We start from the raw sequence: 25,639 nt of genomic DNA, 5'->3' as shown, positions 1-25,639 counted from the left end.
TAGAATAAGAAAACGGATAAGATCCGTTTTCGCTTTTAAAGGAGAAATAATGGGATTATTAAGTGGTTTGATGGGCAATGCCTCTCAAAAGAATGTTGATAAAGTAGAAAGAGATCTGGAAGATATCTTGGTGCCGGGAGAGCAAGTCACACTTGCTTTTAGCTTGATTCGTGATTTAATCGTCTTTACAGAGTTTCGTTTGATCTTGGTGGATAAGCAAGGAGTAACAGGGAAGAAAACATCCTACAAATCCCTTCCTTATCGCTCCATCTCTCGATTTTCAGTAGAAACTTCCGGTCATTTTGATTTGGATGCCGAATTAAAAATCTGGGTTTCTTCAGCAGTGGAACCTTCAGAAGTTTTACAATTCAAGAGTGACAACAGTGTCATCGAAATTCAGCAAGCATTAGCCAGTGCGGTCTTTAAATAAAATAATCATTTTGATAGAGAACAGTTGAGAAAGGAGACGGAATGTTTATCGAAAAACAATTGGGTCAAGATCGGAAATGGATCAATATCGACTCGGATATGATTGCTGAAAACTCATATCTTTATAAAAAATACGAGATTGACAAAGAAACCATTGAGTACGCGATGGATAAGAACGAACGTGCCCATATGGATTATAATCGAGAAAACGGTACGATCACATTTATCTACAATGTATTGGATTTAGAAAAGGACAAGGAATACTACGAAACCATCCCTATGACCTTTATCGTTCAAGATACGCGACTCGTGACCATCAGTAACCAGGACAATGCCTATATCATTGAACAAATGGTTCGCTATTTGGAAAGCCATGGGGAGTTGTCGATCTATAAGTTGCTTTTTGCAGGTCTTGAAATGATCAGTAATGCTTATTATCCGATTATTGATCGCTTAGATAAGCACAAGGATGAACTCAATCGTTTGCTTCGAAAGACAACGACGACCAAGAATCTTTATGCCCTGTCTGACCTTGAGACCGGTATGGTGTATCTGGTCGCAGCAGCCAAGCAAAATCGGATGTTGCTAGAACATATTAAAGCGCATGCCATTTATCGCAGGATGAATGATGTTGAAAAAGAGCAGTTTGATGATGCCATGATCGAAGCGCGTCAGTTGGCTTCGATGACTGAGTTGATTTCCAATGTCTTGCAACAGTTGTCAGGATCTTACAACAATATCCTAAACAACAACTTGAATGACAACTTGACAACCCTAACCATCTTTGAAGCCTTGTTGGCGGTTTTAGCCGTTATCACCGGTTTCTTTGGAATGAATATCCCTCTTCCTATGACAAAGGATCCCAATGCTTGGATTTATGTATCCGTATGTAGCTTTATATTATGGCTCATTTTGGGAAAGGTTATGCGGTGGATTGTGAAACAAAGATAAAAAAGAGGCTTGGAGAAATCCGAGCCTCTTCGTATCTAGAATAATCTGAGAAATAGGAACCATCTAGACACCTGCCCTCCTCTCCAAAGAAGGGGCAGTGTGAATAGTTCATTGACTGTACAAAATCTTCTTGGAAATAGTAGGAGTAGATTTAATAGTACTGAGTGGTTCTAAATAAATCAGAACGTAGAATAAATCGTTGAATCAGATAAAATGATCCTATTTCTTTATACAGAAATATTTTAGATACTAACTGTATTATACATATTTATTTGTAAAAACGCAAGAACTACCAAAAAAAGTTTTTCCGAAGTTTTTATACTCCTATTTAAAGGGATTCTTGAACGGTGTCAGAAGAAAGTCAGCTAAATCTAGGGGAAACTGCCCTCTTGACTATTTTCAAGTTTTTAAAAATTTTTCCTAAAAAATAAAATTATTCTCCTTTGACTATCATTTGGTCGTCCATTGTGTTATACTAGATAAGTTGCAAACTTGTATGAGAGAAATGCTGGTGAGATGGAACAATTAGAAAAGGAATGTTGGTCAATCTCCCACAAGGAGGATCTTGGTGTCTTTTCGTTTGGAAAACGACTTTAATCAACCAAATCCGCTAGTGCGAAAACATTTTTCGCAGAAGGGAATTCCATAAAAAAACGATTGGGTTTTCCTTTAGATGAGTCTTGCGACAGGTAACCGGGAAGGAGACTTCCTATGCAATCAGTGCGTTTTCGCATTGAAAAGAAGTGTGATAAAGTGGCTTCGCACCACTTTTTAGAAAGAAGAAAGAATTGAAATTCAATGAATTTAACTTATCTGCTGAATTATTAGCAGAAATTGAAAAAGCTGGCTTTGTAGAAGCGAGCCCCATCCAGGAACAAACCATTCCTTTGGCCCTTGAAGGAAAAGATGTCATTGGTCAGGCACAAACAGGGACCGGTAAAACGGCTGCTTTTGGTCTTCCAACTTTGGAGAAGATTGATGTTGATAACACAGTAATCCAAGCCCTTGTTATTGCCCCGACACGTGAGTTGGCGGTTCAAAGTCAGGAAGAACTCTTCCGTTTTGGACGCAGCAAGGGTGTCAAAGTCCGCTCTGTCTATGGTGGATCAAGCATCGAAAAGCAAATCAAAGCCTTGAAGTCAGGTGCTCATATCGTTGTGGGAACCCCTGGACGCTTGCTAGATTTGATCAAGCGCAAGGCCTTGAAACTCGATCATATTGAAACCTTGATCTTGGATGAAGCAGATGAAATGCTCAATATGGGCTTTTTGGAAGATATCGAAGCTATCATTAGCCGTGTTCCAGAAACACGTCAAACTTTGCTCTTTTCAGCAACGATGCCAGAAGCCATCAAACGCATTGGTGTTCAGTTTATGAAAGAGCCAGAACACGTTAAGATCGCAGCCAAAGAATTGACAACTGACTTGGTCGATCAATACTATATTCGTGTCAAAGAAGGCGAAAAGTTTGATACCATGACTCGATTGATGGATGTCGAGCAACCGGAGCTTGCCATTGTCTTTGGTCGGACTAAACGCCGGGTCGATGAATTGACGCGTGGCTTGAAGATCCGTGGTTTCCGAGCAGAAGGGATTCACGGAGATTTGGATCAAAACAAACGTCTTCGTGTACTTCGTGACTTTAAAAATGGGAACTTGGACGTCTTGGTGGCAACGGACGTTGCGGCACGTGGTTTGGATATTTCAGGTGTGACTCATGTCTACAACTACGATATTCCACAAGATCCAGAAAGCTATGTTCACCGGATCGGACGGACAGGTCGTGCTGGGAAAACAGGGCAATCCATTACCTTTGTTTCGCCAAATGAAATGGGCTATTTGCAAATCATTGAGAACTTGACTAAAAAGCGGATGAAGGGAATGAAACCTGCAACAGCAGCAGAAGCCTTCCAAGCGAAAAAACAAGTAGCGCTGAAGAAAATTGAGCGAGACTTTGAGGATGAAAAAATCCGAACTAACTTTGAGAAGTTTGGTAAGGATGCTCGCAAATTGGCTGCAGAATTCACTCCTGAAGAATTGGCTATGTATATCTTAAGCTTGACCGTTCAAGATCCAGATAGTCTTCCAGAAGTTGAAATTGCGCGTGAAAAACCATTGCCATTTAAACCATCTGGTGGTGGCTTTGGTGGGAAAGGCAAAGGGGGCCGTGGAAATGGCCGTCGTGGAGACCAACGCCGTGACCGAAATCGCAGAGATGACCGTGAAGGTGGACGCCGTGATTTCAAACGCAAGTCCAATAAAAATAGCCGAGACTTTGAAGGTAAAGGCAACAAACGTCCTCATCGTACTTCTAATGAAAAGAAAAATGGCTTTGTCATCCGCAACAAAGGGGATAAATAAGTCCTAAAGACGGTCTAGCAATAGGCCGTCTTTTTAATGAAAATCAAAAATACAAGGGTTAACTAGCTGTTAACCCTTGTATATTTATAAGGAGACCTAAATGATAACTGACTCTTTTAGAAAAAATGTATCATGATAAGGAGCATCCTAAAAAAGTCAGAAAACAGAAAGAACGGATTCCTAAAACGGAATGTTTCTGTTAACATATTAAGTTTACAATTATTTCTGAGCTTTGTCAAGGTTTTTTTCTTATTTTTTTAAAAATTTTTAACGAAAAAGATAAAAATTGACAATCTTAGCTAAAAGGTTATAATGAATATAATAACTATATTAATTATAAAGAGGTGGCGTCCATGGTGATTGCATTAAAAAACGATGATCTAGAACTACAATGTAAGACATTTGGAGGGGAATTGAGCTCCATTCGAAGTAAAGAAGGCATAGAATATCTCTGGCAAGGGGATCCAGAGTATTGGTCAGGACAAGCGCCTGTTTTGTTTCCAATTTGCGGAAGCGTTCGTAATGGCCAAGTACAGTATCATCTAAAAGATGGAGTGAAGACCGGTCAGCTGCCAAGACACGGTCTCATTAGGAAGAGAGAGTTTGAACTCAAAGAACAAACAGACCATCGTCTTGTCTTTGAAATCACCTCTAACGAAGAGAGCCTGCAAAATTATCCCTACCATTTTCGAGTTGAAATCGTTTATGAATTACAAGGGAAAGAAATCACCATCACCTATCGTGTACAAAATCTAGAGTCTGATCAAGTCATGCCTTATTTCATTGGAGGGCATCCAGCCTTTCATTGTCCCCTTTTAGCAGATGAAGACTATGAAGACTACGAGTTGATTTTTGAAAAAGAAGAAAGCTGTAGTGTCCCTCTCTTGTTCACAGAAACTGGATTGGTCGATCGCCTGCAGCGGACGCCATTTTTCGATCATAAGCGTAGCCTACCTTTGCGACATGAACTATTTGAAAAAGATGCCATTATTTTAGATCAGTTAGCCTCTAAATCTGTGAAGCTTATCTCGAAAAAGTCAGGTAAAGGTTTGGAATTTGATTTTGCAGATTTTGAAAATCTGGTCCTTTGGTCTACTAATAACAAGGGGCCCTTCATTGCCTTAGAGCCTTGGACAGGTATTTCCACATCTGCAGAAGAGGGCGATTTCTTCGAAGACAAAAAAGGTGTGATCCAGTTGGACCCTCAAGAGACACGGAGTCATCAGTACCGTATCACCATTTTGTAAATGAAAAACCGTTGGACTATGGAGTCCGACGGTTCTTTTTGATATAGTTTAGTTTTTCCTGGCGCGATTTCTTTTTAAAGAGAGCTTCGGCAGACATCGCAGAGGGTTTATCTGGATAGGATTCTTTGTAAAGAAGTTTAACGGGGAGGCGAGCCCGTGTGTATTTGGCCCCTTTTCCAGCATTGTGAGTCTTCAGGCGTTTTTCGACATCAGTGGTATAGCCAGTGTAGAGAGAGCCATCCGCACACTCTAAAACATACATGTAAGCCTTAGTTTCCATAGTAGATCTCATGAATCTCGTCTGTATAGCTGCCATCTTCATTGTGAATAAAGAGAGGAGGCAGAATTTTTAAACCATCCAGTGAGCCATCCTTGATCGCCTCAATCAATAACATATTCGCCTCTTTGGTCACTTTTGGATAGACAAACTGGATCCGCTTAGGTGCAAGATTGTAACGCTTCATGGTTTCGATGATATCTAAAAAGCGATCTGGACGATGGACCATCGCTAAGCGACCATTTGATTTGAGAACCCGCTGGGCCACATGGCAAATCTCATCTAAATTGGTGGTAATTTCATGCCGTGCTAAGAGGTAGTGTTCGCTCTCATTGAGATTGGAATGCTCATCTACCTTGAAATAAGGAGGATTACAGAGGATAATATCCACCTTACTCCCCTTGATATGTCGAGGCAAATGCTTGAGGTCATCGGTGATCATGGACATTTGCTGGTTCAAGCCATTGAGGGCAATCGAGCGGGTAGCCATATCTGCTAAACGTTCCTGAATTTCGACACCAATGATCTGAGCCTCTGTTCGGGTACTTGCAAATAGTCCCACAGCTCCATTTCCAGCGCAGAGATCCACGATCAATCCTCGCTTGGGCAATTTTGGAAAACGCGAGAGCAGGACGCTATCCACGGAGTAACTAAAAACTTCCCGATTTTGTATGATTTTTACATCACTTGAAAAGAGTTGGTTGACGCGCTCGCCGTCTTTTAATTCGATATCTGTCATGGCTCTATTATAGCATGAAAAGAGGCTCGGGGAAAGATGATAATTTTTGATATATTAAAATAATATTTTTTTGTAAAAACGCTTTCTTTTCTTATTTAAATATGTTACTATATATTAAAAAAATGGGAGGTTTTGTAAATGAACAAATCGAAAAAATGGTTTGGCTTGGGGGTAACATTGCTTTCAGCAAGTATACTAGTAGCCTGTGGAAATTCTAGTAGTAAGTCTGATGATACTTCAAAAGAAGCTAAAACAGAGAAAAAGGCATCTACTGAGAAGAGTAGTGAAAAGAAATCAACCTATGCAATTGGTGATAAGATTGTTTTTGATAAACAAGCTGAGTACACTATTACAAATGTTGAATGGACTGATGAACGGAATGATTTTGATAAAACAAATCCCGATAAAGTATTAAAAGTGACCTATAATGTGAAAAATCTATCAGATAGTGATCTAGCAGTTGGGGTTGACATTGATCTATTTGTTGGTGGAAATAAAATGGAGACTTATCCTAATACAAATACAATGGGGTCAATTTCACCGGGTCGATCAATGGAAGGTGCTGTACAACATTTTGGTGTAAAAGGGGATGGCAAATTAGAACTGGAAATAAAACCATTTGCTGCATTTAATGAAAAACCTGCGATTGTTGCTTTTGATGCACCGTAAAAAAAGTTGAGAGTAAAACTCTCAACTTTTTTTAATCAAATTCATATTTTTGGAGAATCGTAGTGAGGATAAAGACTCCTGTAAAGATAGCCATCAATGCCAGATAAACTGGGAAAGTAGTGGCTGTAAGGAGGGAAATCTCGATCAAGTTTTTCAACACGACCGCAGATGCGTAGAATCCTACTACAGAGAAGAGGATGAGGAGGGCCCTCCAGATATTTAGTGGCAGGCAAGCACGGATAACGGATAGGAAACCGATGGAGCCAAGTAAGTAGTAGGATACAGTAGACATATCGGCTGCAGACCAACCATGGCTTGCTCCCCAAAGGTGAATAAACAAGACACTAAAGACGACCATCAAGGCGCTTGGTAAGGCTAACAGAAGGGAACGTCTCAAGAAGTGTTTTTCAACCGGTTTGATATTGCGTTCAAAGGTCAACACAAATGGTGGGAATCCTTCGACGAATTGGTCAATCAGGGTGATTTGAATAGGGATGAAAGGGAAAATCAGCAAATAGTTGACGTTAAAGAAGAGAGCACTGGCAATACAGATGATAGCCAAGAGGAAGGAATAGATCGTTTTGATAAAGAAGATTGGAGCGATTCGTCCAATGTTATTCACCACACGACGGCCTTCAAAAAGAATTTCTGGAACGTCATTAAAGTCAGAGTTCAAAAGAACAATATTGGCAATTTGACGGGTTGCTGGATCTCCCTCGGCCATCACGATGGAGCAGTCTGCTTCGCGAAGAGCAAGGATATCATTGACCCCATCTCCTGTCATAGCAGTCGTCCGACCAGCTGCTTTCAAGGTTTGGATAAGCAGTTTTTTCTGGTGAGGAGACACACGCCCAAAGATAGCTGTTTCTTCTGCTTGATCCACTAATTGATCATCAGAAATTTTTGAACAATCGATGTAGTTTTCATAATTTTTGAAGCCAGCTTGTTGAGCGATATAAGAGACCGTCACAGGGTTGTCACCGGAGATGATTTTGAGATCCACTCCTTGAGAGCGCAAATACTCAAGAGTATCTGAAGCCCCTTCACGAATGGGGTCTGTAATCTCAATAACCGCAATCCCTTCAAGATTTTCAGGCAGTTTCAATTCCTGCATGCTGATCAGTTCTGAACTGTGAGCCAAGACGAGCACGCGCGATCCACGAGCTTGTGCTTCGACGACAGGAGCTGGATTTTCTTGAAGGAGCATTTCAGGAGCACCGAGAAAGACGGTTCCAAGGTTGGATAGGTGCATGGCTCCCCATTTCCGATCACTTGAGAAAGGAATAATGTTTTCCGCAGTATAAGCATGCTCCAACTCCCCATAAGCCTTGCGAATAGCTTGAGCAGTAGGATTGGTGTCCTCGCTATTTTGCATGTAAGCTGAAAGGATAACTTTGATGGTTTCCTCAGAAAAATGATCAGATAAGCTATAGAGAGCTTCGACTGTCATCTTCCCTTGAGTGATGGTACCGGTCTTATCAAGACACAAGGTATCCACACGCGCCAAGGTTTCTACTGAGTACATTTCTTGGACAAGAACCTTGCGCATACCGAGCTTAATAACCGCTGTCAAAAGAGACGTAACTGTCAGTAAGGCAATTCCTTTTGGCAACATTCCCAGGAGAGCTGTGGAAGAATTCACGACAGAATCCTTGATTGGCAGCATCTTGATCAACAATGCTTCAAAGAAGAGGGCAAGGCCAAATGGGATGATAATTTTACCAGTGAAGCTAGAAATTTTCGCTAAGTTATAAAGAATACGCGAATTGATAGGCTTCAAGGTTTTAGCTTCCATCATCAGTTTGTTGGCATAGTTGTTTGCTCCAACTCGCTTGACACGGGCATAGACTTGACCACTGGCAATATAACTACCAGAAAGCAGTTCATCACCAACTTCTTTTAAGACCAGATCACTCTCACCAGTCAGCATAGCCTCATTGGCTTCAGCGATACCAGACATGACTTCGGCATCACTAGGGATCTGCTCACCCGAAGACAAGAGCATTAAATCACCTAGAACAAGCTTTTCTGGTGGAATCGCATCTTTTTCCCCGTCACGAATGACAGTCACTAGCTCACGACTCATGAGGTTGAGCTTATCAATCATCCGTTTAGCGCGCATCTCGGTCATGATCCCTGTAATGGCATTGAAGCAAATGACTGCGAAAAAGATCATATTGCTCCAGGCCTGTACAGCAGCCAAGGCCACGGCAATCACAAAGTTTAAGGTATTAAACAAGGTGAAGACGTTGCGCTTGATAATTTGCCAGGTACTGGTACTTGTATTCGTTGTAAAATCATTGGTTTGTCCGCGATCCATTTTCTTGCGGACTTCACTGAGGGACAAGCCCTTTAAATCAATAGTTTCCATAGACAATATGATATCATTTTTTTGAGAAAAAGACTATCTAGAATCGGTCCGCTGAGACAATTTTTATCTAAAAAAGGTTTGCGGTCAAAATCAGGATACGGTATAATAAGAAAGAACCTTTTACAGGATGGAATATCTTGTAGAGAGACGAATGAAATGGATTTGAGGAATAACTATGTTTTATACCTACTTACGTGGCCTTGTTGCCTTTATTCTTTGGGTTTTAAATGGGAATGCCCATTACCATCATAAGGACAATATTCCAGATCGGGAAGAGAACTACATCTTGGTATCCCCTCACCGGACTTGGTGGGATCCGGTCTATATGGCCTTTGCGACTAAGCCAAAGCAGTTTATCTTTATGGCAAAAAAAGAGCTCTTCACCAATCGTATTTTTGGCTGGTGGATTCGCATGTGTGGGGCTTTTCCGATTGACCGTGAAAATCCAGGAGCAGAAGCCATTAAGTATCCTGTCAATATGCTGAAAAAGAGCAACCGTTCTTTGATTATGTTCCCAAGTGGAAGTCGTCATTCTCAAGACGTCAAAGGCGGTGTTGCCATCATTGCCAAAATGGCGAAGGTCCGTATCATGCCAGTGACTTATACTGGCCCAAGAGACTTGAAAGGGTTGGCAACGGGTGAACGCATTGATATGAACTTTGGACATCCCATTGATATTTCGGATATTAAAAAGATGAATGACGAAGGAGTGGCAGAAGTTGCCCGCCGTATCCAAGAGGAGTTTGATCGCTTGGATGCGGAAGCACAAGCGATCAACACCCCAACAAAACCTTTTATCTTGATTCGTTTGTTAAAAATCCTTTTGATTCCCCTTGTCTTAGTCGTTGGCATCTTGACCTTGCTCTTTAGTTACCTAGCAAGCTTTGTATGGGATCCAGACAAACATCGGAAAAATAAGTAAAAAAGCTGAGAGTTTTTCTCAGTTTTTTTTATTTTTACGAATAATAAAAGTGAGAGGAGGTTTCTTATGGAGGATATCATCGAAAAAATCAAAGAATATAAGCTCTTTTTAGCTCTTACTGCTATCGGACTCTTACTTGGAGGGTATTTTCTTTTTCATCGACCTCAGTCAAGTGCATCCACCATACCGGATCTTTATCAGTCTTCTAGTTCAACTTCGAGCAAAGAAAAGGTGCAGACCGCTAGTTCTAAAGAAGAAAAGACGGCGACTTCTGTGTCTGATGCACCTGAGATCATTACCGTCGATGTCAAAGGAGCCGTCAAACAACCAGGGGTCTATGAGTTGCGCTCCGATAGCAGAGTCCACGATGCCATTCATAAGGCGGGTGGGATGACAGCCGATGCCAATAGTCAATCGGTCAATTTGGCGCAAAAACTCTCCGATGAAGCAGTGATCTATGTGGCTAAAGAAGGAGAGGATGTTCCAGCACTTGGAAGTTCAGAAAGTTCTGCAACTTCGTCAGCGCCAGCAGAAAAAACAGGCAAGGTCCATTTAAATCGAGCAACCGAATCAGAGCTCCAGACCGTATCAGGCATTGGACAGAAACGTGCCCAGGACATTATCGCCTATCGCGAGGCAAATGGGCCTTTTCGATCTGTGGATGATCTGAAGAATGTTTCAGGAATCGGAGAGAAAACACTGGAGAAACTAAGAGATGCTTTCACGGTGGATTAAAGACCTTCCTTTTTCGCTTGTCCATCTCGCCTTTGTACTCCTATGGCTGTATTTTAGTACCTATCAACCATCTTGGCTTTCGATCAGCGGTCTAGTAGTAGTGGGAATTTTAGCGGTTCATCACTATAAAGGGGAGCGCTCAAGTTTGCTAGGGCTTGCTTTAGCAACCCTTTGTTTTGCAGCCTTCTTTGTCTTTCAGCGAATACAGGATCATCCAGTACAAGCAGAAAGTCAGCTGCCACCCCACTTACGTCTGATTCCAGATACCATCAAGATCAATGGGGACGCCCTGTCTTTTCGTGCTAAAAATCAGGGAAGGATCTACCAAGTCTTCTACACTTTAAAATCAGAAAAAGAAAAACAGCAGTGGCAAAGTCAAACTCATTTGTTGGAGTTGACGTATAAAGGTGCTATAGAAGAGCCAGAAGGGCAGCGAAATTTTAGAGGATTTGACTATCGGTCTTATTTGGAAACACAGGGGATTCACTATCAAATAAAAATTGAAGCGATCCAATCCGCACTTCCTAGACAGACTTGGAATGTTTTCGATTGCCTATCTCAATGGAGGCGCCAAGCCATTGTTTGGAGCAAGGAGCACTTTCCGCAACCGATGAACCAGTATATGACCGGCCTTCTTTTTGGCTATTTAGATACGGATTTTGAAGAGATGGATCAGCTTTACACGAGTTTGGGAATCATCCATTTATTCGCCTTATCTGGGATGCAGGTCGGCTTTTTCATTAATGGGATCCGGAAAGCTCTCTTACGTCTAGGAATCTTGCAAGAGACAGTCGATATCTGGATGGTTCCAATTTCTTTGGTCTATGCTGGCTTGACAGGTTTTTCAGTTTCAGTGGTTCGTAGTCTCTTGCAGAAGATCCTCTCTCAAAAGGGGATCCGAGGGATGGAGAATATGGCGATGACCTTGATGATCTTAATGGTGCTCATGCCCAAGTTTCTTCTGACAGCTGGAGGGGTCTTGAGTTGTGCCTACGCCTTTATTTTGACCTTGGTAGATACCAGTTCTTATTCAGGACTTAAAAAGCTACTAGTGGAAAGTTTCTGGATTAGCCTGGGAATTTTGCCCCTTTTGACCTATTACTTTAGTGTCTTTCAACCGTGGTCACTCCCTTTAACCTTCCTCTTTTCTTTCTTATTTGACCTTGTCCTTCTTCCAGGTTTAACGGTGCTATTTATCTTATCGATTCTAAAGCCCCTTACAATTTTTAACAGTTTCTTTCTTCTCATAGAGGAGTGTATTCGTTGGATTTCAAAGCTCACGTCGCTACCTTTGGTATTTGGTCAGCCGACGGGACCAGCTCTGATTGCTCTCTTCCTTCTTTTAGGAATCTTGTATGATCTTCGAAAGCAAAAAAAACGTCGTTTCCTGTTAATAGGCATGATTCTACTCATCTTTTGTTGGACCAAGCATCCTTTAGAAAATGAGATTACCATGGTGGATATCGGTCAAGGAGATAGTATCTTTTTACGCGATTGGAAAGGAAGAACCATATTGATTGATGTCGGAGGACGTGTCACTTTTAAAAGTGGAGAAAAGTGGCAAGAGCGCAGTCAATCTGCCAATGCGGATCAAACCTTGATTCCCTATCTCAAGAGTCGAGGTGTTGGAAAACTTGATGCTTTGGTCTTGACTCATACAGACCAGGACCATATGGGTGATATGGTGGAGGTTGCCAAACAAATCCCAGTTAAAAAAGTGTATGTCAGTCCAGGTAGTCTAACTAATTCTCAATTTCGAGAGAAATTGCAACAGCTTCATAGTCCGATTAAAGTAGTCCAGAGAGGAGATCAACTACCTATTTTTGATCATCATCTAGAAGTCTTATCCCCTGATGAAGTGGGGGATGGTAAAAATGATGATTCGATTGTCCTCTATGGGCAGTTCTTTCAGAAACGATTTTTGTTCACGGGTGATTTGGAAGAAACTGGAGAGAAAAAACTATTGAAAAACGATCCACAATTACAAGTAGATGTCTTGAAAGTAGGCCACCACGGTTCTAAAGGTTCCTCTAGTGATGTGTTTTTAGATCAGTTACATCCTCAGTTGGCCTTGATCTCTGTTGGAAAGAAAAATCGCTACCAACATCCCCATAAAGAATTGCTCGATCGTCTAGAGGAACGCTCTATTTCTTATCTTCGTACCGATGAAAGGGGAGCAATTCGCTTGATTGGGTGGGACCATTGGAGGGTAGAAACGGTCCACTAGAGACGAGGAGAGGTTTGCTTTCTATGCTGAAAATTGCTATTATAGAAAGTGAAATCAATGTAAAGGTAGAATCGTATGAACGCATTTAAGCAATTTTGGATACAGTATGCAGATTTTTCAAGTAAGACCAGTCGGGCCCATTTTTGGCTAGCTTTTTTCTGGAATTCCCTGATTTCTTTGCCTCTTTGGGTTTTTTACATCGTGACCTCTTTATCCCATCAAAATGCTCAAGAAACGCTCAATTTTTCAACTGTTCATTCTAAGACAGGTTTATGGGCGCTCGCTTTCTTAGCATTCTTTTACTTCCTCATTTTAGTACCCAGTCAAGCCATTTGTGTACGTCGCTTGCGGGATGCGGGAATCCATTGGTCTTGGATCTTTTTGAACCTTGGACCGGTTCTGCTCTATTTGTTGACGGGGCTAGATATTTTCCTATTTCTTTGGGGGATTACAGTTATTTCTCTCTTGATTCTCATGATGCTTCCAGGGAAAAACACCTTCCCACAACCAGTAGAAACTCCTATGGGAGTGGCTTCTGAACCACAGGTCACAGCGACAGGGGGGAGCTTTGGCGGCAACTCGTTTGAGCAAATTCCAAATTTTGTAGCAGCACCTGATTTGTCTGATGAAAAACCACCATTGGAACAAAAAATGGCTGCTGAACACGAAATACACTAGACTGATAGAGATAAGAGAGTTTCATGCAAGCAATTACCGACATTAAACATCTGACGGTTCAAACTCTGCCTCCTATTCTTGTCTTGACGGGTGAGGATGTAGGTCAATTTGAATGGTTAAAAAAAGACATTTTAAAAAAAATAGGCTATGATCCCTCAGATTTGAATTATTCTTATTTTGATATGAAGGAAGCCTCCTATGCTGAAGTCGAGCTAGATTTGGTCAGTCTTCCCTTTTTTGCAGATGAAAAAATCGTGATTTTGGATCACTTATTGGATTTGACCACTGCCAAAAAACGCAATTTAACCGATGAAGATCTGAAGCAATTTGAAAATTATCTGGAAAATCCTTCTGAATCAACCCGTTTGGTGATATTTGCAGAAGGAAAATTAGATAGTAAGCGTCGCTTAGTCAAACTCCTAAAACGGGATGCCCAGATCATTGAAGCAACAACACCTAAAGAGCAAGATTTAAAGCGTTATTTTGCAAGTCAGGCCCAAGAATTGGGCTTGCAGTTTGTGGGCGATTCCTTGGACCAGCTACTCTTAAAATCTGGCTATGATTTTGGAGAGTTACAGAAGAATCTCGCTCTGTTGCAGGCTTATAAAGAAGATGGTCAGATTACCCTCCAAGATATCAAGGAGGTTGTTCCAAAGTCCTTGCAAGATAATATTTTTGATCTGACACAGATGATTCTCAAACGCCAAATCGATCAAGCCCGGAATTTGGTTAAGGATCTCCGCTTACAAGGAGAAGATGAAATAAAATTGATCGCTATTTTGTTGGGACAATTCCGAATGTTTTCTCAAGTTAAAATTTTCTCAGAAGAAGGCCAATCCGAAAGCCAAATTGTAGCGAGCTTGTCGGAGTTGTCAGGACGCAAGGTCAATCCTTATCAGGTGAAGTTTGCCTTACGGGATAGCCGCAGGCTTTCCTTGTCCTTTTTGAAGCAAGCTATGATAACCTTCATCGAGACGGATTATGCGATTAAAAGTGGAACATATGAAAAAGACTACTTATTTGATTTGGCCCTGTTGAAAGTAGCTAATAACGTCTAACGATGAATGAAATCGCAAGCAGATTAGTTGAATAATTTAGCTGTTTACGTTATCATCAAGTCAGTAATAAAGAAAAGAGGACCATAAAATGGCTATCATTTTACCAGAATTACCATATGCTTATGATGCATTGGAACCTTATATCGATGAAGAGACCATGCATTTGCACCATGATAAACACCATCAAACATATGTAAACAATGTGAATGCAGCTCTTGAAAAACATCCTGAAATTGGAGAAGACCTTGAAAGCTTGTTAGCTGATGTTGAATCCATTCCAGCTGACATTCGCCAAGCTGTGATCAACAATGGTGGTGGTCATTTGAACCACGCTCTTTTCTGGGAATTGATGACTCCAGAACAAACAGCTCTTTCAGCAGAACTTGCTGCAGCGATTGATGCTACATTTGGTTCATTTGAAGACTTCAAAGCAGCCTTCACAGCAGCAGCAACGACACGTTTTGGTTCTGGCTGGGCATGGTTGGTTGTCAACAAAGAAGGCAAACTCGAAGTGACTTCAACAGCAAACCAAGATACACCAATCTCTGAAGGTAAAACACCAATCCTTGGTTTGGATGTTTGGGAACATGCCTACTACGTGAAATACCGTAACGTACGTCCTGACTACATCAAAGCTTTCTTCTCAGTGATTAACTGGAATAAAGTGAATGAATTGTTTGCAGCAGCAAAATAATAAAATGAAGGAATCTATAAGAGCAAGTATTGGCTCTTATAGATTTTTTTATTTGCATCCGAAAAATCGGAGTATAATTTCTTGCGTTTGGTCAGGAAAATGATACACTAGTAGGAGTGTGTCTTACTTGTCTGAAGCCTGGTTTGAAGGGCCTAGGCAAGGAAAAGATAAACCTTAAAATGAAAACTGAAACATTCAGGGAGAAATGAAATGACTAGTATTACCATTACTAAAGGAGCCGTTGAGACGCCTATCTATTTGCGGATGTTGAATCGTCATGGCTTGATTGCAGGTGCAACAGGAACAGGAAAAACGGTTACTCTCAAGGTCCTAACAGAAAAATTAAGCAAAGAAGGTATTCCGGTCTTTCTAGCCGATATCAAGGGAGATTTATCTGGCTTAGCCAAAGCCGGGCAATGGACGCCAAAACTGGAAGAACGCTACAAGCTTCTTGGGATCACAGATCCGTTTGAGCCACAAGCCTTCCCTGTTCGATTGTGGGACGTCTTTGGCCAAGCTGGTCATCCTGTTCGGGCGACTGTCGAAGGGATGGGGTCATTGCTTTTTTCTCGTCTGCTTGATTTGAATGAAACCCAATCAGGAATTCTCGCAATTGTCTTTAAAGTGGCCCAAGAGAAAGATTGGCCCTTGATTGATTTGAAGGACCTACAAAGCCTTTTAAAGGAAGTCTATGAACACAGTTCAGACTATTCGGCCCAATATGGCAATATCACCAAACAATCTGTCGGAGCGATCCAAAGAAGTCTCTTGGTTCTCGAAGAAGAAGGAGCAGACCAATTTTTCGGAGAGCCCGCACTTGATTTAAATGACTTCATGCAACTCGATGCATCTGGTCGTGGTTATATCAATATTCTTTCGGCTACAAAGCTCTTTCATTCACCAAAATTGTACTCAACCTTTTTGATTTGGATGCTGTCTCGTCTTTTTGAAACACTTCCAGAGGTTGGGGATCCTGAAAAGCCAAAATTGGTCTTCTTCTTTGATGAAGCGCATCTTCTCTTTAAGGATGCAAGCAAGCTCTTTCTTGAGAAGGTCGAGCAAGTGGTACGCCTGATTCGTTCGAAGGGTGTAGGGATTTACTTTATTACCCAAAATCCTCAAGACCTTCCAGAATCTGTTTTGGCACAGCTTGGAAATCGTGTTCAGCATGCGCTTCGAGCTTATACACCCAAAGAAATGAAGGCAATTAAGGTTGCTGCCCAAAGTTTTCGTCCAAATCCAGATTTTGATACAGAAACAGTGATCACAGAGTTAGGGACAGGGGAAGCCTTGGTTTCTTTCCTGAATGAAAAGGGACAGCCTAGTGTGGTTGAGCGTGCTTACATTCTCTCTCCTCAATCGAGTTTTGACCTCTTAAATGAGAGTGAACAATTGGCCTTGATCACAACATCGCCTTTCCATCAAAAGTATGCGACGACGATTGATCGGGAATCTGCCTATGAAAAATTAGCAGCTAAAGCAAGCAAGGAAGCACAAGAAGAAGAGCAAAAAGAAGCAGAAAAAGAACGAGCTGCGGCAGAAAAAGCAGAGCAAAAACGCAGTCCAGGTCGCCCAAGAAAATCCAGTCTTGAAAAAGCCAAGGATTCCTTCTTGAGTTCCTTATTCCGGACGATTGCGCGTGAGATCGCTAAGCTAATTATGGGCTCCTTTAAACGGAAATAACCCTTTTATGAAAAGAAAAAAACTTTTTAAAAAGAAACCGTTTTCTCTTTCTGATAATTCTTGTTATTTTCAGTAGAATCTTTTATAATTAATCTCGTATGAAAAAATATTTTAATCTACGCTCGATCATGATTGCGGTCAGTATTTTATTGTGCTTAGTGGGAACAAGCGCACTGGGCTACTTGCATGTTACGCAACCAACAGCATCAGCAATTGAAAAAAAAGCAAAGAAAACAAAAGAAGCAAAAGAACAAGATATCGAAAAGTCTACCCCTGAGACGAAAAAACCACGTGTCAAATCTCCTGAAGCTAAGCAAGCAGTAGTAGATGCAGACATGGAAACGATGAGTGCTTATGGCCTTGTCTATGATTATGCTAATAAGGGTTTGGTAGAGGTTGTTCAGGATTTCCTAGCGGAAAGTGGGATTGATCCGTCACAAGTTGCCTTCACGTATCGCAATGCCATTACTGGAGAGCAATTTGCCATGAATGATCTTCAACCAATGACGGCAGGTAGTACCTATAAGCTACCCTTGAACATGTTGGTGGTGGATGAAGTTGCAAAGGGCAAACTGAATTTAACAGACCGATTTGACATTACCAATACCTACTATGAATATGTAGGGGAGCATGACAATTACGTTGCTGCCTTTGATGGAGCTATGTCTATCCCTGATATGCAGCGCTATTCATTGGTTTACTCTGAAAATACCCCAGCCTATGCTTTGGCAGATCGTTTAGGAGGGATGGAGCAAGCGCGTAAGTTGTTCAGTCGCTATGGTCAATCTCGTTCACCAGAGGTTAAAACCTTTAGCGAAGATAATAAAACGACAACGGATTATTACATCCATGTCTTGGAATATCTTTGGAATCATCAAGAAAAATATGCAGATTTACTAGAACTGATCGGGGAGTCTTTCCCAGGTGAGTACTATAAAAAATTCTTGCCAGATTTGGTGATTCAACAAAAGCCAGGGTATGTTGCTGAAGCACTTAATGTGGATGCGATTGTCCGTGAATCGACTCCTTATTTGGTTGCCATCTACACTGCAGGACTTGGAGGTACGACTCCAGAAAGTTCTGAAATCAGTGGCGTTGGTCTTTATCAATTGGGACAATTGGCTTATGTTATCAATGAATGGCATCGTGTCAATATGAATGAATAATCGACAAAAGGTCTGAGTTTTGCTCAGACCTTTTCTTCTAACAAAGTATCATGAAAATGACTTGGTGTTTCGAATTACTTTTCTGTTCTAAAGAGACTTCTTTCCCTTTTCTATAAAAAGTATGTTATACTACTAATAGTAATAAGAGGAAGTATAGACATGATTACAAAGGAAGATTACCAGTTGCTCCGCTCGCATCCAGCCTTTTCTGCGCTACCAGTGGAGCTATTTGATAAATTAGCTGTTGAAATTCATGCCAGGGATATCCCCAAGGGACAAATTTTATTTTATGCAGGAGATAGGCGGGAGCGCATTTTTCTTCTGGCAAAAGGCTTTGCTCGTATTGAGCAATTTGATTCGTCTGACCAATTCTCCTATATGGATTATGTAAAGAAGGGGGCTCTGTTCCCTTATGGTGGGATGTTCCAGGATGAGCGTTACCACTATACAGCTAGTGCTGTGACGGATTTGCGTTGTTTCGTGATTCCCGTCAATCTCTATGAATTATATGCCCAAGAGAGCAAGGAGCAGTTGCTCTTTATTATGAGAAAGCTCTCCTCCATCCTAGAATTTCAAGAGTTGCGCTTGCGCAATGTCGTGACAGCTAGTGCCAGTGAGCGTGTGATTCAATCCTTAGCCATTCTGTGCAAGGACTATGAAAGCCTTGGAAATCAACTTCCATTTCCAATTAGTATGAAGGAAATGGCCAAATTAGCAGCCACAACTCGAGAAACTGTCAATCAAGTTTTAAAGAAACTCATCGATTCTCATAAGATCCAGTATGAGAGAAAACAACTAACTTTTCTAGATACAGCCTACTTTTTAAAAAGTTTTGAAGAGATCAACTAATTTGTTGATCTTTTTTTATTTTTTACAAAAAAATATATATTCATAAAAATAATATAAAAGGCAAAATATGCAAAGAAAACGCTTCATATTAACTAAAAAATAGGAAGGATTCAAAAAAACGCCAAATTCTTTGCATTCAAAAAGTAGAATCCTTTGTGAAAGCGGTATCATTAAAGACTATAATAACAACTGTAATAAGCTTGTGAACAAGCTCAAAGAAAAAAGGAGGATGACAGATGTCAACTAAACCAATTCATGTTTTCTCAGAAATTGGAAAACTGAAAAAAGTAATGTTGCACCGTCCAGGTAAAGAGTTGGAAAACTTGATGCCTGACTATCTAGAGCGTCTTCTTTTTGATGATATTCCATTCTTGGAAGATGCACAAAAAGAACACGACAATTTTGCTCAAGCGCTTCGTAACGAAGGAATCGAAGTACTTTATCTTGAAAAATTGGCAGCTGAGTCATTGACTACTCCAGAAATTCGCGAACAATTCATCGAAGAATATCTTGATGAAGCAAACATTCGTGGACGCCAAACTAAAAACGCTATTCGCGAAATCCTTCGTGGTATTGAAGACAACCAAGAATTGGTTGAAAAAACAATGGCTGGTTTTCAAAAAGCTGAGCTTCCAGAAATTCCAGAAGCTGACAAAGGCTTGACTGACCTTGTTGAATCTGACTACCCATTTGCGATCGATCCAATGCCAAACTTGTACTTCACACGTGACCCATTTGCTACAATTGGGAATGCAGTATCATTGAACCACATGTATGCTGATACACGTAACCGTGAAACCTTGTATGGTAAATACATCTTCAAATATCACCCAGTATATGGTGGTAATGTAGATTTGGTATACAACCGTGAAGAAGATACTCGTATCGAAGGTGGGGACGAATTGGTCCTTTCTAAAGATGTCTTGGCAGTTGGTATCTCACAACGTACAGATGCTGCATCAATTGAAAAATTGTTGGTAAACATCTTCAAGAAGAACGTTGGCTTCAAGAAAGTATTGGCCTTCGAATTTGCGAACAACCGTAAATTCATGCACTTGGATACAGTATTCACAATGGTGGACTACGATAAATTCACCATCCACCCAGAAATCCAAGGCAACCTTCGCGTCTTCTCTGTAACATATGAAAATGAAGCATTGAAGATTGTTGAAGAAAAAGGTGATTTGGCTGAATTGCTTGCTGAAAACCTTGGTGTTGAAAAAGTTACATTGATTCCTTGTGGCGATGGCAATGTGGTTGCTGCTGCTCGTGAACAATGGAACGACGGTTCAAATACTCTTACAATCGCACCTGGTGTGGTAGTTGTATACGACCGTAACACAGTTACAAACAAGAAATTAGAAGAATACGGACTTCGTTTGATTAAGATCCGCGGAAGTGAATTGGTTCGCGGTCGTGGTGGACCTCGTTGTATGTCAATGCCATTTGAACGTGAAGAAATCTAATAGAGAAGACCGAGAGCTGGTCTTGAGGGATCAGCTCTTCCTTCTTACTGATCAATACTAGAAAGAAAATAGGAGACAATTAGAAATGACAGATTCAGTATTCCAAGGACGTAGCTTCTTGGCAGAAAAAGACTTTACACGTGCAGAGTTAGAATACCTTATCGGACTTTCAGCTCACTTGAAAGACCTTAAAAAACGCAACATTGAACACCACTATCTTGCTGGTAAAAACATTGCGCTTTTGTTTGAAAAAACTTCAACTCGTACTCGTGCTGCCTTCACAACAGCAGCTATCGACCTTGGTGCTCACCCAGAATACCTAGGTGCAAACGACATCCAACTTGGTAAAAAAGAATCTACAGAAGATACTGCTAAAGTTCTTGGACGTATGTTTGACGGTATTGAATTCCGTGGTTTCAGCCAACGTATGGTTGAAGAATTGGCTGAATTCTCAGGTGTTCCAGTATGGAATGGTTTGACTGACGAATGGCACCCAACTCAAATGCTTGCAGACTACTTGACAGTTCAAGAAAACTTTGGACGTTTGGAAGGTTTGACACTTGTATACTGTGGTGATGGACGTAACAACGTTGCGAACAGCCTTCTTGTAACAGGTGCTATCCTTGGTGTGAACGTACACATCTTCTCACCAAAAGAACTCTTCCCAGAAAAAGAAATCGTTGAATTGGCAGAAGGATTTGCAAAAGAAAGTGGCGCTCATATCTTGATCACTGAAGATGCTGACGAAGCAGTGAAAGGTGCAGACGTACTTTACACTGACGTTTGGGTATCAATGGGTGAAGAAGACAAATTTGCAGAACGTGTTGCCCTTTTGAAACCTTACCAAGTAAACATGGATTTGATTAAGAAAGCTGATAACGAAGACTTGATCTTCTTGCACTGCTTACCAGCCTTCCACGATACAAATACTGTTTACGGTAAAGATGTTGCTGAAAAATTCGGCGTAGAAGAAATGGAAGTTACTGACGAAGTGTTCCGCAGCAAATATGCTCGTCACTTTGACCAAGCTGAAAACCGTATGCACACCATCAAAGCGGTTATGGCAGCGACTCTTGGTAACTTGTACATTCCAAAAGTTTAAGACTTTATAACCGTATACCAACAGCTATAGGGGCTGGACTGCTAGCTTTAGTCCTGCCCCTATTTTTTATAGAAAGGGATAACTTATGTCAAGAAAAATCGTCGTTGCTTTGGGAGGAAATGCTATTCTCTCATCTGATCCTTCTGCTCAAGCTCAACAAGAAGCACTTGTAGAAACAGCAAAACACTTAGTCAAATTAATCAAAAACGGGGATGACTTGATCATCACTCACGGAAATGGTCCTCAAGTAGGGAACCTCTTGCTCCAACACTTGGCAGCAAACTCTGAAAAGAACCCTGCTTTCCCACTTGATTCATTAGTTGCTATGACCGAAGGAAGCATTGGCTACTGGCTTCAAAATGCTCTTCAAAATGCTCTTCTTGAAGAAGGAATCGAAAAAGATGTGGCTTCTGTTGTGACACAAGTCGTTGTTGATAAGAACGACCCAGCTTTCGTTAACCTCAGCAAACCAATTGGCCCATTCTACTCAGAAGAAGAAGCAAAAGCAGAAGCTGAAAAATCAGGTGCAACTTTCAAAGAAGATGCTGGTCGTGGCTGGCGTAAAGTTGTGGCTTCACCAAAACCAGTGGATATCAAAGAAATCAATACCATTCGTACTTTGTTGAACGACGGTCAAGTCGTGGTAGCTGCTGGTGGTGGCGGTATCCCGGTTGTGAAAGAAGCAGATGGTAGCTTGACTGGTGTTGAAGCGGTTATCGATAAAGACTTTGCATCTCAACGTTTGGCTGAATTGGTAGAAGCAGACCTCTTCATCGTCTTGACTGGTGTCGATTATGTCTTTGTGAACTACAACAAACCAGACCAAGCGAAATTGGAACATGTGAATGTGGCTCAATTGGAAGAATATATCAAACAAGACCAATTTGCACCAGGAAGCATGCTTCCTAAGGTGGAAGCTGCCATTGCCTTTGTAAATGGTCGCCCAGAAGGAAAAGCAGTTATTACATCACTTGAAAACCTTGGAGCTTTGATTGAGTCTGAAAGTGGAACAATCATCCAAAAAGACTAATGAAAAATTAGGAAAAAACTAGTATTTTAAAGCTTATTGTGATAGAATAAGTCTATAGGTAAGCGTTTTACAAGAGACTCTTGTAAAACATCACTCACACTTTGTTGCGTTAGGAGGAAGACAAATGAGTGAAAAAACGAAAAAAGGATTTAAGATGCCTTCATCTTTTTCCGTATTGTTGATCATCATTGCCATTATGGCAGTGTTAACTTGGATCATTCCAGCTGGTCAATACAAAGTTGACGATGCAGGTGCTATCATTGCAGGTAGTTATGAATCTGTAAAAGCACATCCTCAAGGGATTTGGGATATCTTGATGGCTCCAATCAATGCGATGCTTGGTAAAGCACCAACCAGTGCAGCGATTGACGTAGCCTTCTTCATCTTGATGGTCGGTGGTTTCCTTGGAGTTGTGAACGAAACAGGTACCCTTGATGTAGGGATTGCTTCTATCGTTCGCAAATACAAAGGCCGCGAAAAAATGTTGATCTTGATCTTGATGCCATTGTTTGCCCTTGGTGGTACAACTTATGGTATGGGTGAAGAAACTATGGCCTTCTATCCACTTCTTGTTCCTGTTATGATGTCTGTTGGTTTTGACAGCTTGACAGGGGTAGCTATTATCCTCTTAGGATCACAAATCGGATGTTTGGCGTCGACATTGAACCCATTTGCGACAGTTATCGCTTCTGATACTGCAGGTATCTCAAGTGCTTCAGGTCTCTTGCTCCGTGTAATCTTCTGGATCGTATTGACAGGACTTAGCACCTACTATGTATACCGTTATGCAGATAAGGTTCAAAAAGACCCAACTAAATCTCTCACTTATGCAACTCGTGAAGAAGATTTGAAACACTTCAACGTAGAAAGTGGCGAAGAAATCCCTTCACAAATGAACAAGAAACAAAAACGTGTCTTGCTCGTCTTCATTTCGACATTCGTCATCATGGTTGCTGGATTTATCCCATTCAAAGATTTGGGTATTAAATTCTTTGAAAACTTTAACGAATCTCTTCATAAAGTTCCAGTGCTTGGTCAATTGATCGGTAACACAGATGCTCTTGGTACATGGTACTTCCCTCAAACAGCTATGCTCTTTGCCTTCATGGGAATCCTTGTTGGTATCATTTATGGCTTGAAAGAAGATAAAATCATTTCATCCTTCATGAATGGTGCAGCTGACCTCTTGAGTGTTGCTCTTATCGTAGCAGTAGCACGTGGTATCCAAGTCATCATGAACGACGGTATGATCACTGCAACAATTCTTCACTGGGGTGAAGAAGGACTGAAAGGTCTTTCATCTCAATTATTCATTGTCTTGACTTACATTTTCTACTTGCCAATGTCATTCTTGATCCCATCATCATCTGGTCTTGCCAGCGCAACAATGGGTATCATGGCACCTCTTGGTAAATTCGTCAATGTACCAGGTAGCTTGATTGTCACAGCTTACCAATCTGCATCTGGTGTCTTGAACTTGATCGCACCAACTTCAGGTATCGTAATGGGAGCTCTTGCTCTTGGACGTGTTGACTTGAGTGCATGGTGGAAATTCATGGGTAAATTGGTCGTAGCGATTGTTGTAATCACCATTGCCCTTCTTCTACTAGGAACTGTGGTTCCATTCTTGCAATAGAATAAAGTAGGTGTTTCATGAAAAATAGAATAAAGAACGATGTAAAAGAGCAGTATTTAAACTCGCTTCAAACCATCATTTCTTACCCCTCAGTATTAAACGAAGGGGAAAATGGAACACCGTTTGGACAAGCTATCCAAGATGTCCTAGAAAAAACCTTAGAGCTTGCTCGAGAATTAGGTTTTCAAACATATATAGATCCTGAAGGATACTATGGATATGCAGAGATCGGTCAGGGGGAAGAACTCCTGGCCGTTCTTTGTCACTTGGATGTTGTTCCAGCCGGTGATCTAAAAGATTGGCAAACGCCACCTTTTGAAGCGACCATTGTCGGTGACTATCTAGTAGGTCGTGGTGTGCAGGATGATAAGGGGCCGTCACTCGCTGCCCTCTATGGAGTTAAGAGTTTACTGGATGATGGCATCCAGTTTACCAAACGAATCCGCTTTATTTTTGGGACGGATGAAGAAACCTTGTGGCGCTGTATGAACCGCTACAATCAAATCGAAGAGCAAGCAGATCTTGGATTTGCACCGGATTCTTCTTTCCCATTAACCTATGCTGAAAAAGGCTTATTACAAGTGAAATTGCATGGTCCAGGTTGGGATGATCTTCCCTTACAGGCTGGTCAGGCCCTCAATGTTGTTCCGGATAAGGCGACCTATGCTGGTCATCGTTTGGAAGAGTTGCTTCCTGTTTTGGATCAAAGTGGGGTTCAGTATAGCCAAACTGAAGATTCTGTAACGGTTTTGGGTGTTTCCAAGCACTCTAAAGATGCAGCTGAAGGAGTGAATGCCATTGTCGGTTTATCGGAAAGTTTATCCCTCATCCAACCCCATCCAGCTTTGCTCTTTATCGCAGATGCTGTTGGTGAGGATGCGACTGGTGAAGCTCTATTTGGCAGAATTACAGATGAACCAAGTGGCGATCTTTCCTTTAATCTTGCGACCTTTGTGATCGATCAAGAACAATCGGAAATCGGAATTGATATTCGGATCCCCGTCTTAGCAGACAAGGATGCCTTGGTAGCTCGTTTGCAAGAAATTGCAGCTAGTTATCAGTTGGAATATGAAGAGTTTGATTATTTGGCTCCTTTATATGTTCCTTTGGATAGTCCTTTAGTCAGCTCTTTGATGGCCGTCTATCAGGAAGAAACTGGTGATAAGACGCCAGCTATGTCTTCTGGTGGTGCGACATTTGCGCGGACCATGGAAAATTGTGTTGCCTTTGGGGCTCTTTTCCCGGGTGCAGAACAGACCGAGCATCAGGCCAATGAACGGGCAAAAATTGACGATCTCTACGCTGCGATGGAAATCTATCGAGAAGCCATTCAACGCTTAGCCACCATAT

At 41.3% G+C, this 25,639-nt stretch carries 22 protein-coding genes; 19 read left to right on the top strand and 3 right to left on the bottom strand.

Going from position 1 to position 25,639, the window contains the following annotated elements:
• Nucleotides 1-49: 49 nt before the first annotated feature.
• The 4 genes from O3629_RS02890 (at nucleotide 50) to O3629_RS02875 (ending at nucleotide 4,987) form a co-directional block, all read left to right on the top strand.
• A complete protein-coding gene (locus tag O3629_RS02890) occupies nucleotides 50-430 on the top strand; it encodes a PH domain-containing protein (protein WP_003015210.1) in 381 nt (126 codons plus the stop codon).
• A 41-nt stretch (nucleotides 431-471) separates the two neighbouring features.
• Nucleotides 472-1,380 (top strand): magnesium transporter CorA family protein, encoded by a 909-nt coding sequence (locus O3629_RS02885; protein WP_003006305.1) that lies wholly within the window; start codon nucleotides 472-474, stop codon nucleotides 1,378-1,380.
• A 788-nt stretch (nucleotides 1,381-2,168) separates the two neighbouring features.
• Nucleotides 2,169-3,740 (top strand): DEAD/DEAH box helicase, encoded by a 1,572-nt coding sequence (locus tag O3629_RS02880; RefSeq protein ID WP_049497241.1) that lies wholly within the window; start codon nucleotides 2,169-2,171, stop codon nucleotides 3,738-3,740.
• Nucleotides 3,741-4,093: 353 nt separating this feature from the next.
• Nucleotides 4,094-4,987 carry an aldose 1-epimerase family protein gene (locus tag O3629_RS02875; protein WP_070465555.1) on the top strand — a complete coding sequence of 298 codons (894 nt, stop codon included), beginning with the start codon at nucleotides 4,094-4,096 and terminating at the stop codon, nucleotides 4,985-4,987.
• A 16-nt stretch (nucleotides 4,988-5,003) separates the two neighbouring features.
• Here the strand turns inward: O3629_RS02875 and O3629_RS02870 are convergent, their stop codons facing one another.
• On the bottom strand, nucleotides 5,004-5,267 hold the full coding sequence (locus O3629_RS02870; RefSeq protein WP_070465557.1) for a GIY-YIG nuclease family protein: 264 nt from the start codon (nucleotides 5,265-5,267) through the stop codon (nucleotides 5,004-5,006).
• Nucleotides 5,257-6,003 carry a tRNA1(Val) (adenine(37)-N6)-methyltransferase gene (locus tag O3629_RS02865; RefSeq protein ID WP_070465559.1) on the bottom strand — a complete coding sequence of 249 codons (747 nt, stop codon included), beginning with the start codon at nucleotides 6,001-6,003 and terminating at the stop codon, nucleotides 5,257-5,259. The genes O3629_RS02870 and O3629_RS02865 overlap by 11 nt, the downstream gene beginning before the upstream one ends.
• A gap of 138 nt (nucleotides 6,004-6,141) precedes the next feature.
• Between O3629_RS02865 and O3629_RS02860 the strand changes: the two genes are divergently transcribed.
• Complete coding sequence (locus tag O3629_RS02860) at nucleotides 6,142-6,672, top strand: DUF4352 domain-containing protein (protein ID WP_371608691.1); 531 nt, start codon at nucleotides 6,142-6,144, stop codon at nucleotides 6,670-6,672.
• 31 nt (nucleotides 6,673-6,703) lie between these two features.
• On the opposite strand, the gene O3629_RS02855 is transcribed toward O3629_RS02860, so the two are convergent.
• The gene (locus tag O3629_RS02855; protein WP_371608690.1) at nucleotides 6,704-9,043 is read right to left on the bottom strand and encodes a cation-translocating P-type ATPase; all 2,340 of its coding nucleotides are present in this window, start codon (nucleotides 9,041-9,043) and stop codon (nucleotides 6,704-6,706) included.
• Between the two features lie 175 nt (nucleotides 9,044-9,218).
• Between O3629_RS02855 and O3629_RS02850 the strand changes: the two genes are divergently transcribed.
• The 14 genes from O3629_RS02850 to O3629_RS02785 form a co-directional block, all read left to right on the top strand.
• The gene (locus O3629_RS02850; RefSeq protein ID WP_003006324.1) at nucleotides 9,219-9,965 is read left to right on the top strand and encodes a 1-acyl-sn-glycerol-3-phosphate acyltransferase; all 747 of its coding nucleotides are present in this window, start codon (nucleotides 9,219-9,221) and stop codon (nucleotides 9,963-9,965) included.
• Between the two features lie 66 nt (nucleotides 9,966-10,031).
• On the top strand, nucleotides 10,032-10,700 hold the full coding sequence (locus O3629_RS02845) for a helix-hairpin-helix domain-containing protein (protein ID WP_371608689.1): 669 nt from the start codon (nucleotides 10,032-10,034) through the stop codon (nucleotides 10,698-10,700).
• Nucleotides 10,681-12,927 (top strand): DNA internalization-related competence protein ComEC/Rec2, encoded by a 2,247-nt coding sequence (locus tag O3629_RS02840; protein WP_371608688.1) that lies wholly within the window; start codon nucleotides 10,681-10,683, stop codon nucleotides 12,925-12,927. Before O3629_RS02845 ends, O3629_RS02840 begins: the two co-directional genes overlap by 20 nt.
• A gap of 75 nt (nucleotides 12,928-13,002) precedes the next feature.
• Nucleotides 13,003-13,605 (top strand): DUF805 domain-containing protein, encoded by a 603-nt coding sequence (locus tag O3629_RS02835; RefSeq protein ID WP_049474294.1) that lies wholly within the window; start codon nucleotides 13,003-13,005, stop codon nucleotides 13,603-13,605.
• A gap of 23 nt (nucleotides 13,606-13,628) precedes the next feature.
• The gene (gene holA, locus O3629_RS02830; RefSeq protein ID WP_049474295.1) at nucleotides 13,629-14,663 is read left to right on the top strand and encodes a DNA polymerase III subunit delta; all 1,035 of its coding nucleotides are present in this window, start codon (nucleotides 13,629-13,631) and stop codon (nucleotides 14,661-14,663) included.
• A gap of 88 nt (nucleotides 14,664-14,751) precedes the next feature.
• The gene (sodA, locus tag O3629_RS02825) at nucleotides 14,752-15,357 is read left to right on the top strand and encodes a superoxide dismutase SodA (protein WP_049523139.1); all 606 of its coding nucleotides are present in this window, start codon (nucleotides 14,752-14,754) and stop codon (nucleotides 15,355-15,357) included.
• Between the two features lie 210 nt (nucleotides 15,358-15,567).
• The gene (locus O3629_RS02820; protein WP_371608687.1) at nucleotides 15,568-17,040 is read left to right on the top strand and encodes a helicase HerA-like domain-containing protein; all 1,473 of its coding nucleotides are present in this window, start codon (nucleotides 15,568-15,570) and stop codon (nucleotides 17,038-17,040) included.
• Nucleotides 17,041-17,138: 98 nt separating this feature from the next.
• Nucleotides 17,139-18,206 (top strand): serine hydrolase, encoded by a 1,068-nt coding sequence (locus O3629_RS02815; protein WP_003006341.1) that lies wholly within the window; start codon nucleotides 17,139-17,141, stop codon nucleotides 18,204-18,206.
• A gap of 159 nt (nucleotides 18,207-18,365) precedes the next feature.
• Complete coding sequence (locus O3629_RS02810) at nucleotides 18,366-19,055, top strand: Crp/Fnr family transcriptional regulator (protein ID WP_371608686.1); 690 nt, start codon at nucleotides 18,366-18,368, stop codon at nucleotides 19,053-19,055.
• Between the two features lie 236 nt (nucleotides 19,056-19,291).
• Nucleotides 19,292-20,521 (top strand): arginine deiminase, encoded by a 1,230-nt coding sequence (gene arcA, locus O3629_RS02805; protein ID WP_003017680.1) that lies wholly within the window; start codon nucleotides 19,292-19,294, stop codon nucleotides 20,519-20,521.
• Between the two features lie 85 nt (nucleotides 20,522-20,606).
• Nucleotides 20,607-21,623: an ornithine carbamoyltransferase gene (argF, locus tag O3629_RS02800; protein WP_021152877.1), complete on the top strand. Its 1,017-nt coding sequence runs from the start codon at nucleotides 20,607-20,609 to the stop codon at nucleotides 21,621-21,623.
• Nucleotides 21,624-21,708: 85 nt separating this feature from the next.
• Nucleotides 21,709-22,653 (top strand): carbamate kinase, encoded by a 945-nt coding sequence (gene arcC / locus O3629_RS02795; RefSeq protein ID WP_070595140.1) that lies wholly within the window; start codon nucleotides 21,709-21,711, stop codon nucleotides 22,651-22,653.
• Nucleotides 22,654-22,777: 124 nt separating this feature from the next.
• Nucleotides 22,778-24,289, top strand: coding sequence for a YfcC family protein (locus O3629_RS02790; RefSeq protein ID WP_155199430.1), 1,512 nt, complete (start codon nucleotides 22,778-22,780; stop codon nucleotides 24,287-24,289).
• A 17-nt stretch (nucleotides 24,290-24,306) separates the two neighbouring features.
• A partial coding sequence (locus O3629_RS02785; protein ID WP_371608685.1) for a dipeptidase occupies nucleotides 24,307-25,639 on the top strand: 1,333 nt, incomplete at its 3' end.

The organism is Streptococcus sp. 27098_8_12 (assembly GCF_041432115.1).
GTDB classification, from domain to species: domain Bacteria; phylum Bacillota; class Bacilli; order Lactobacillales; family Streptococcaceae; genus Streptococcus; species Streptococcus parasanguinis_V.
The sequence above is the reverse complement of the archived record's forward strand: the minus strand, read 5'-3'. Positions and strand labels throughout refer to the sequence as shown.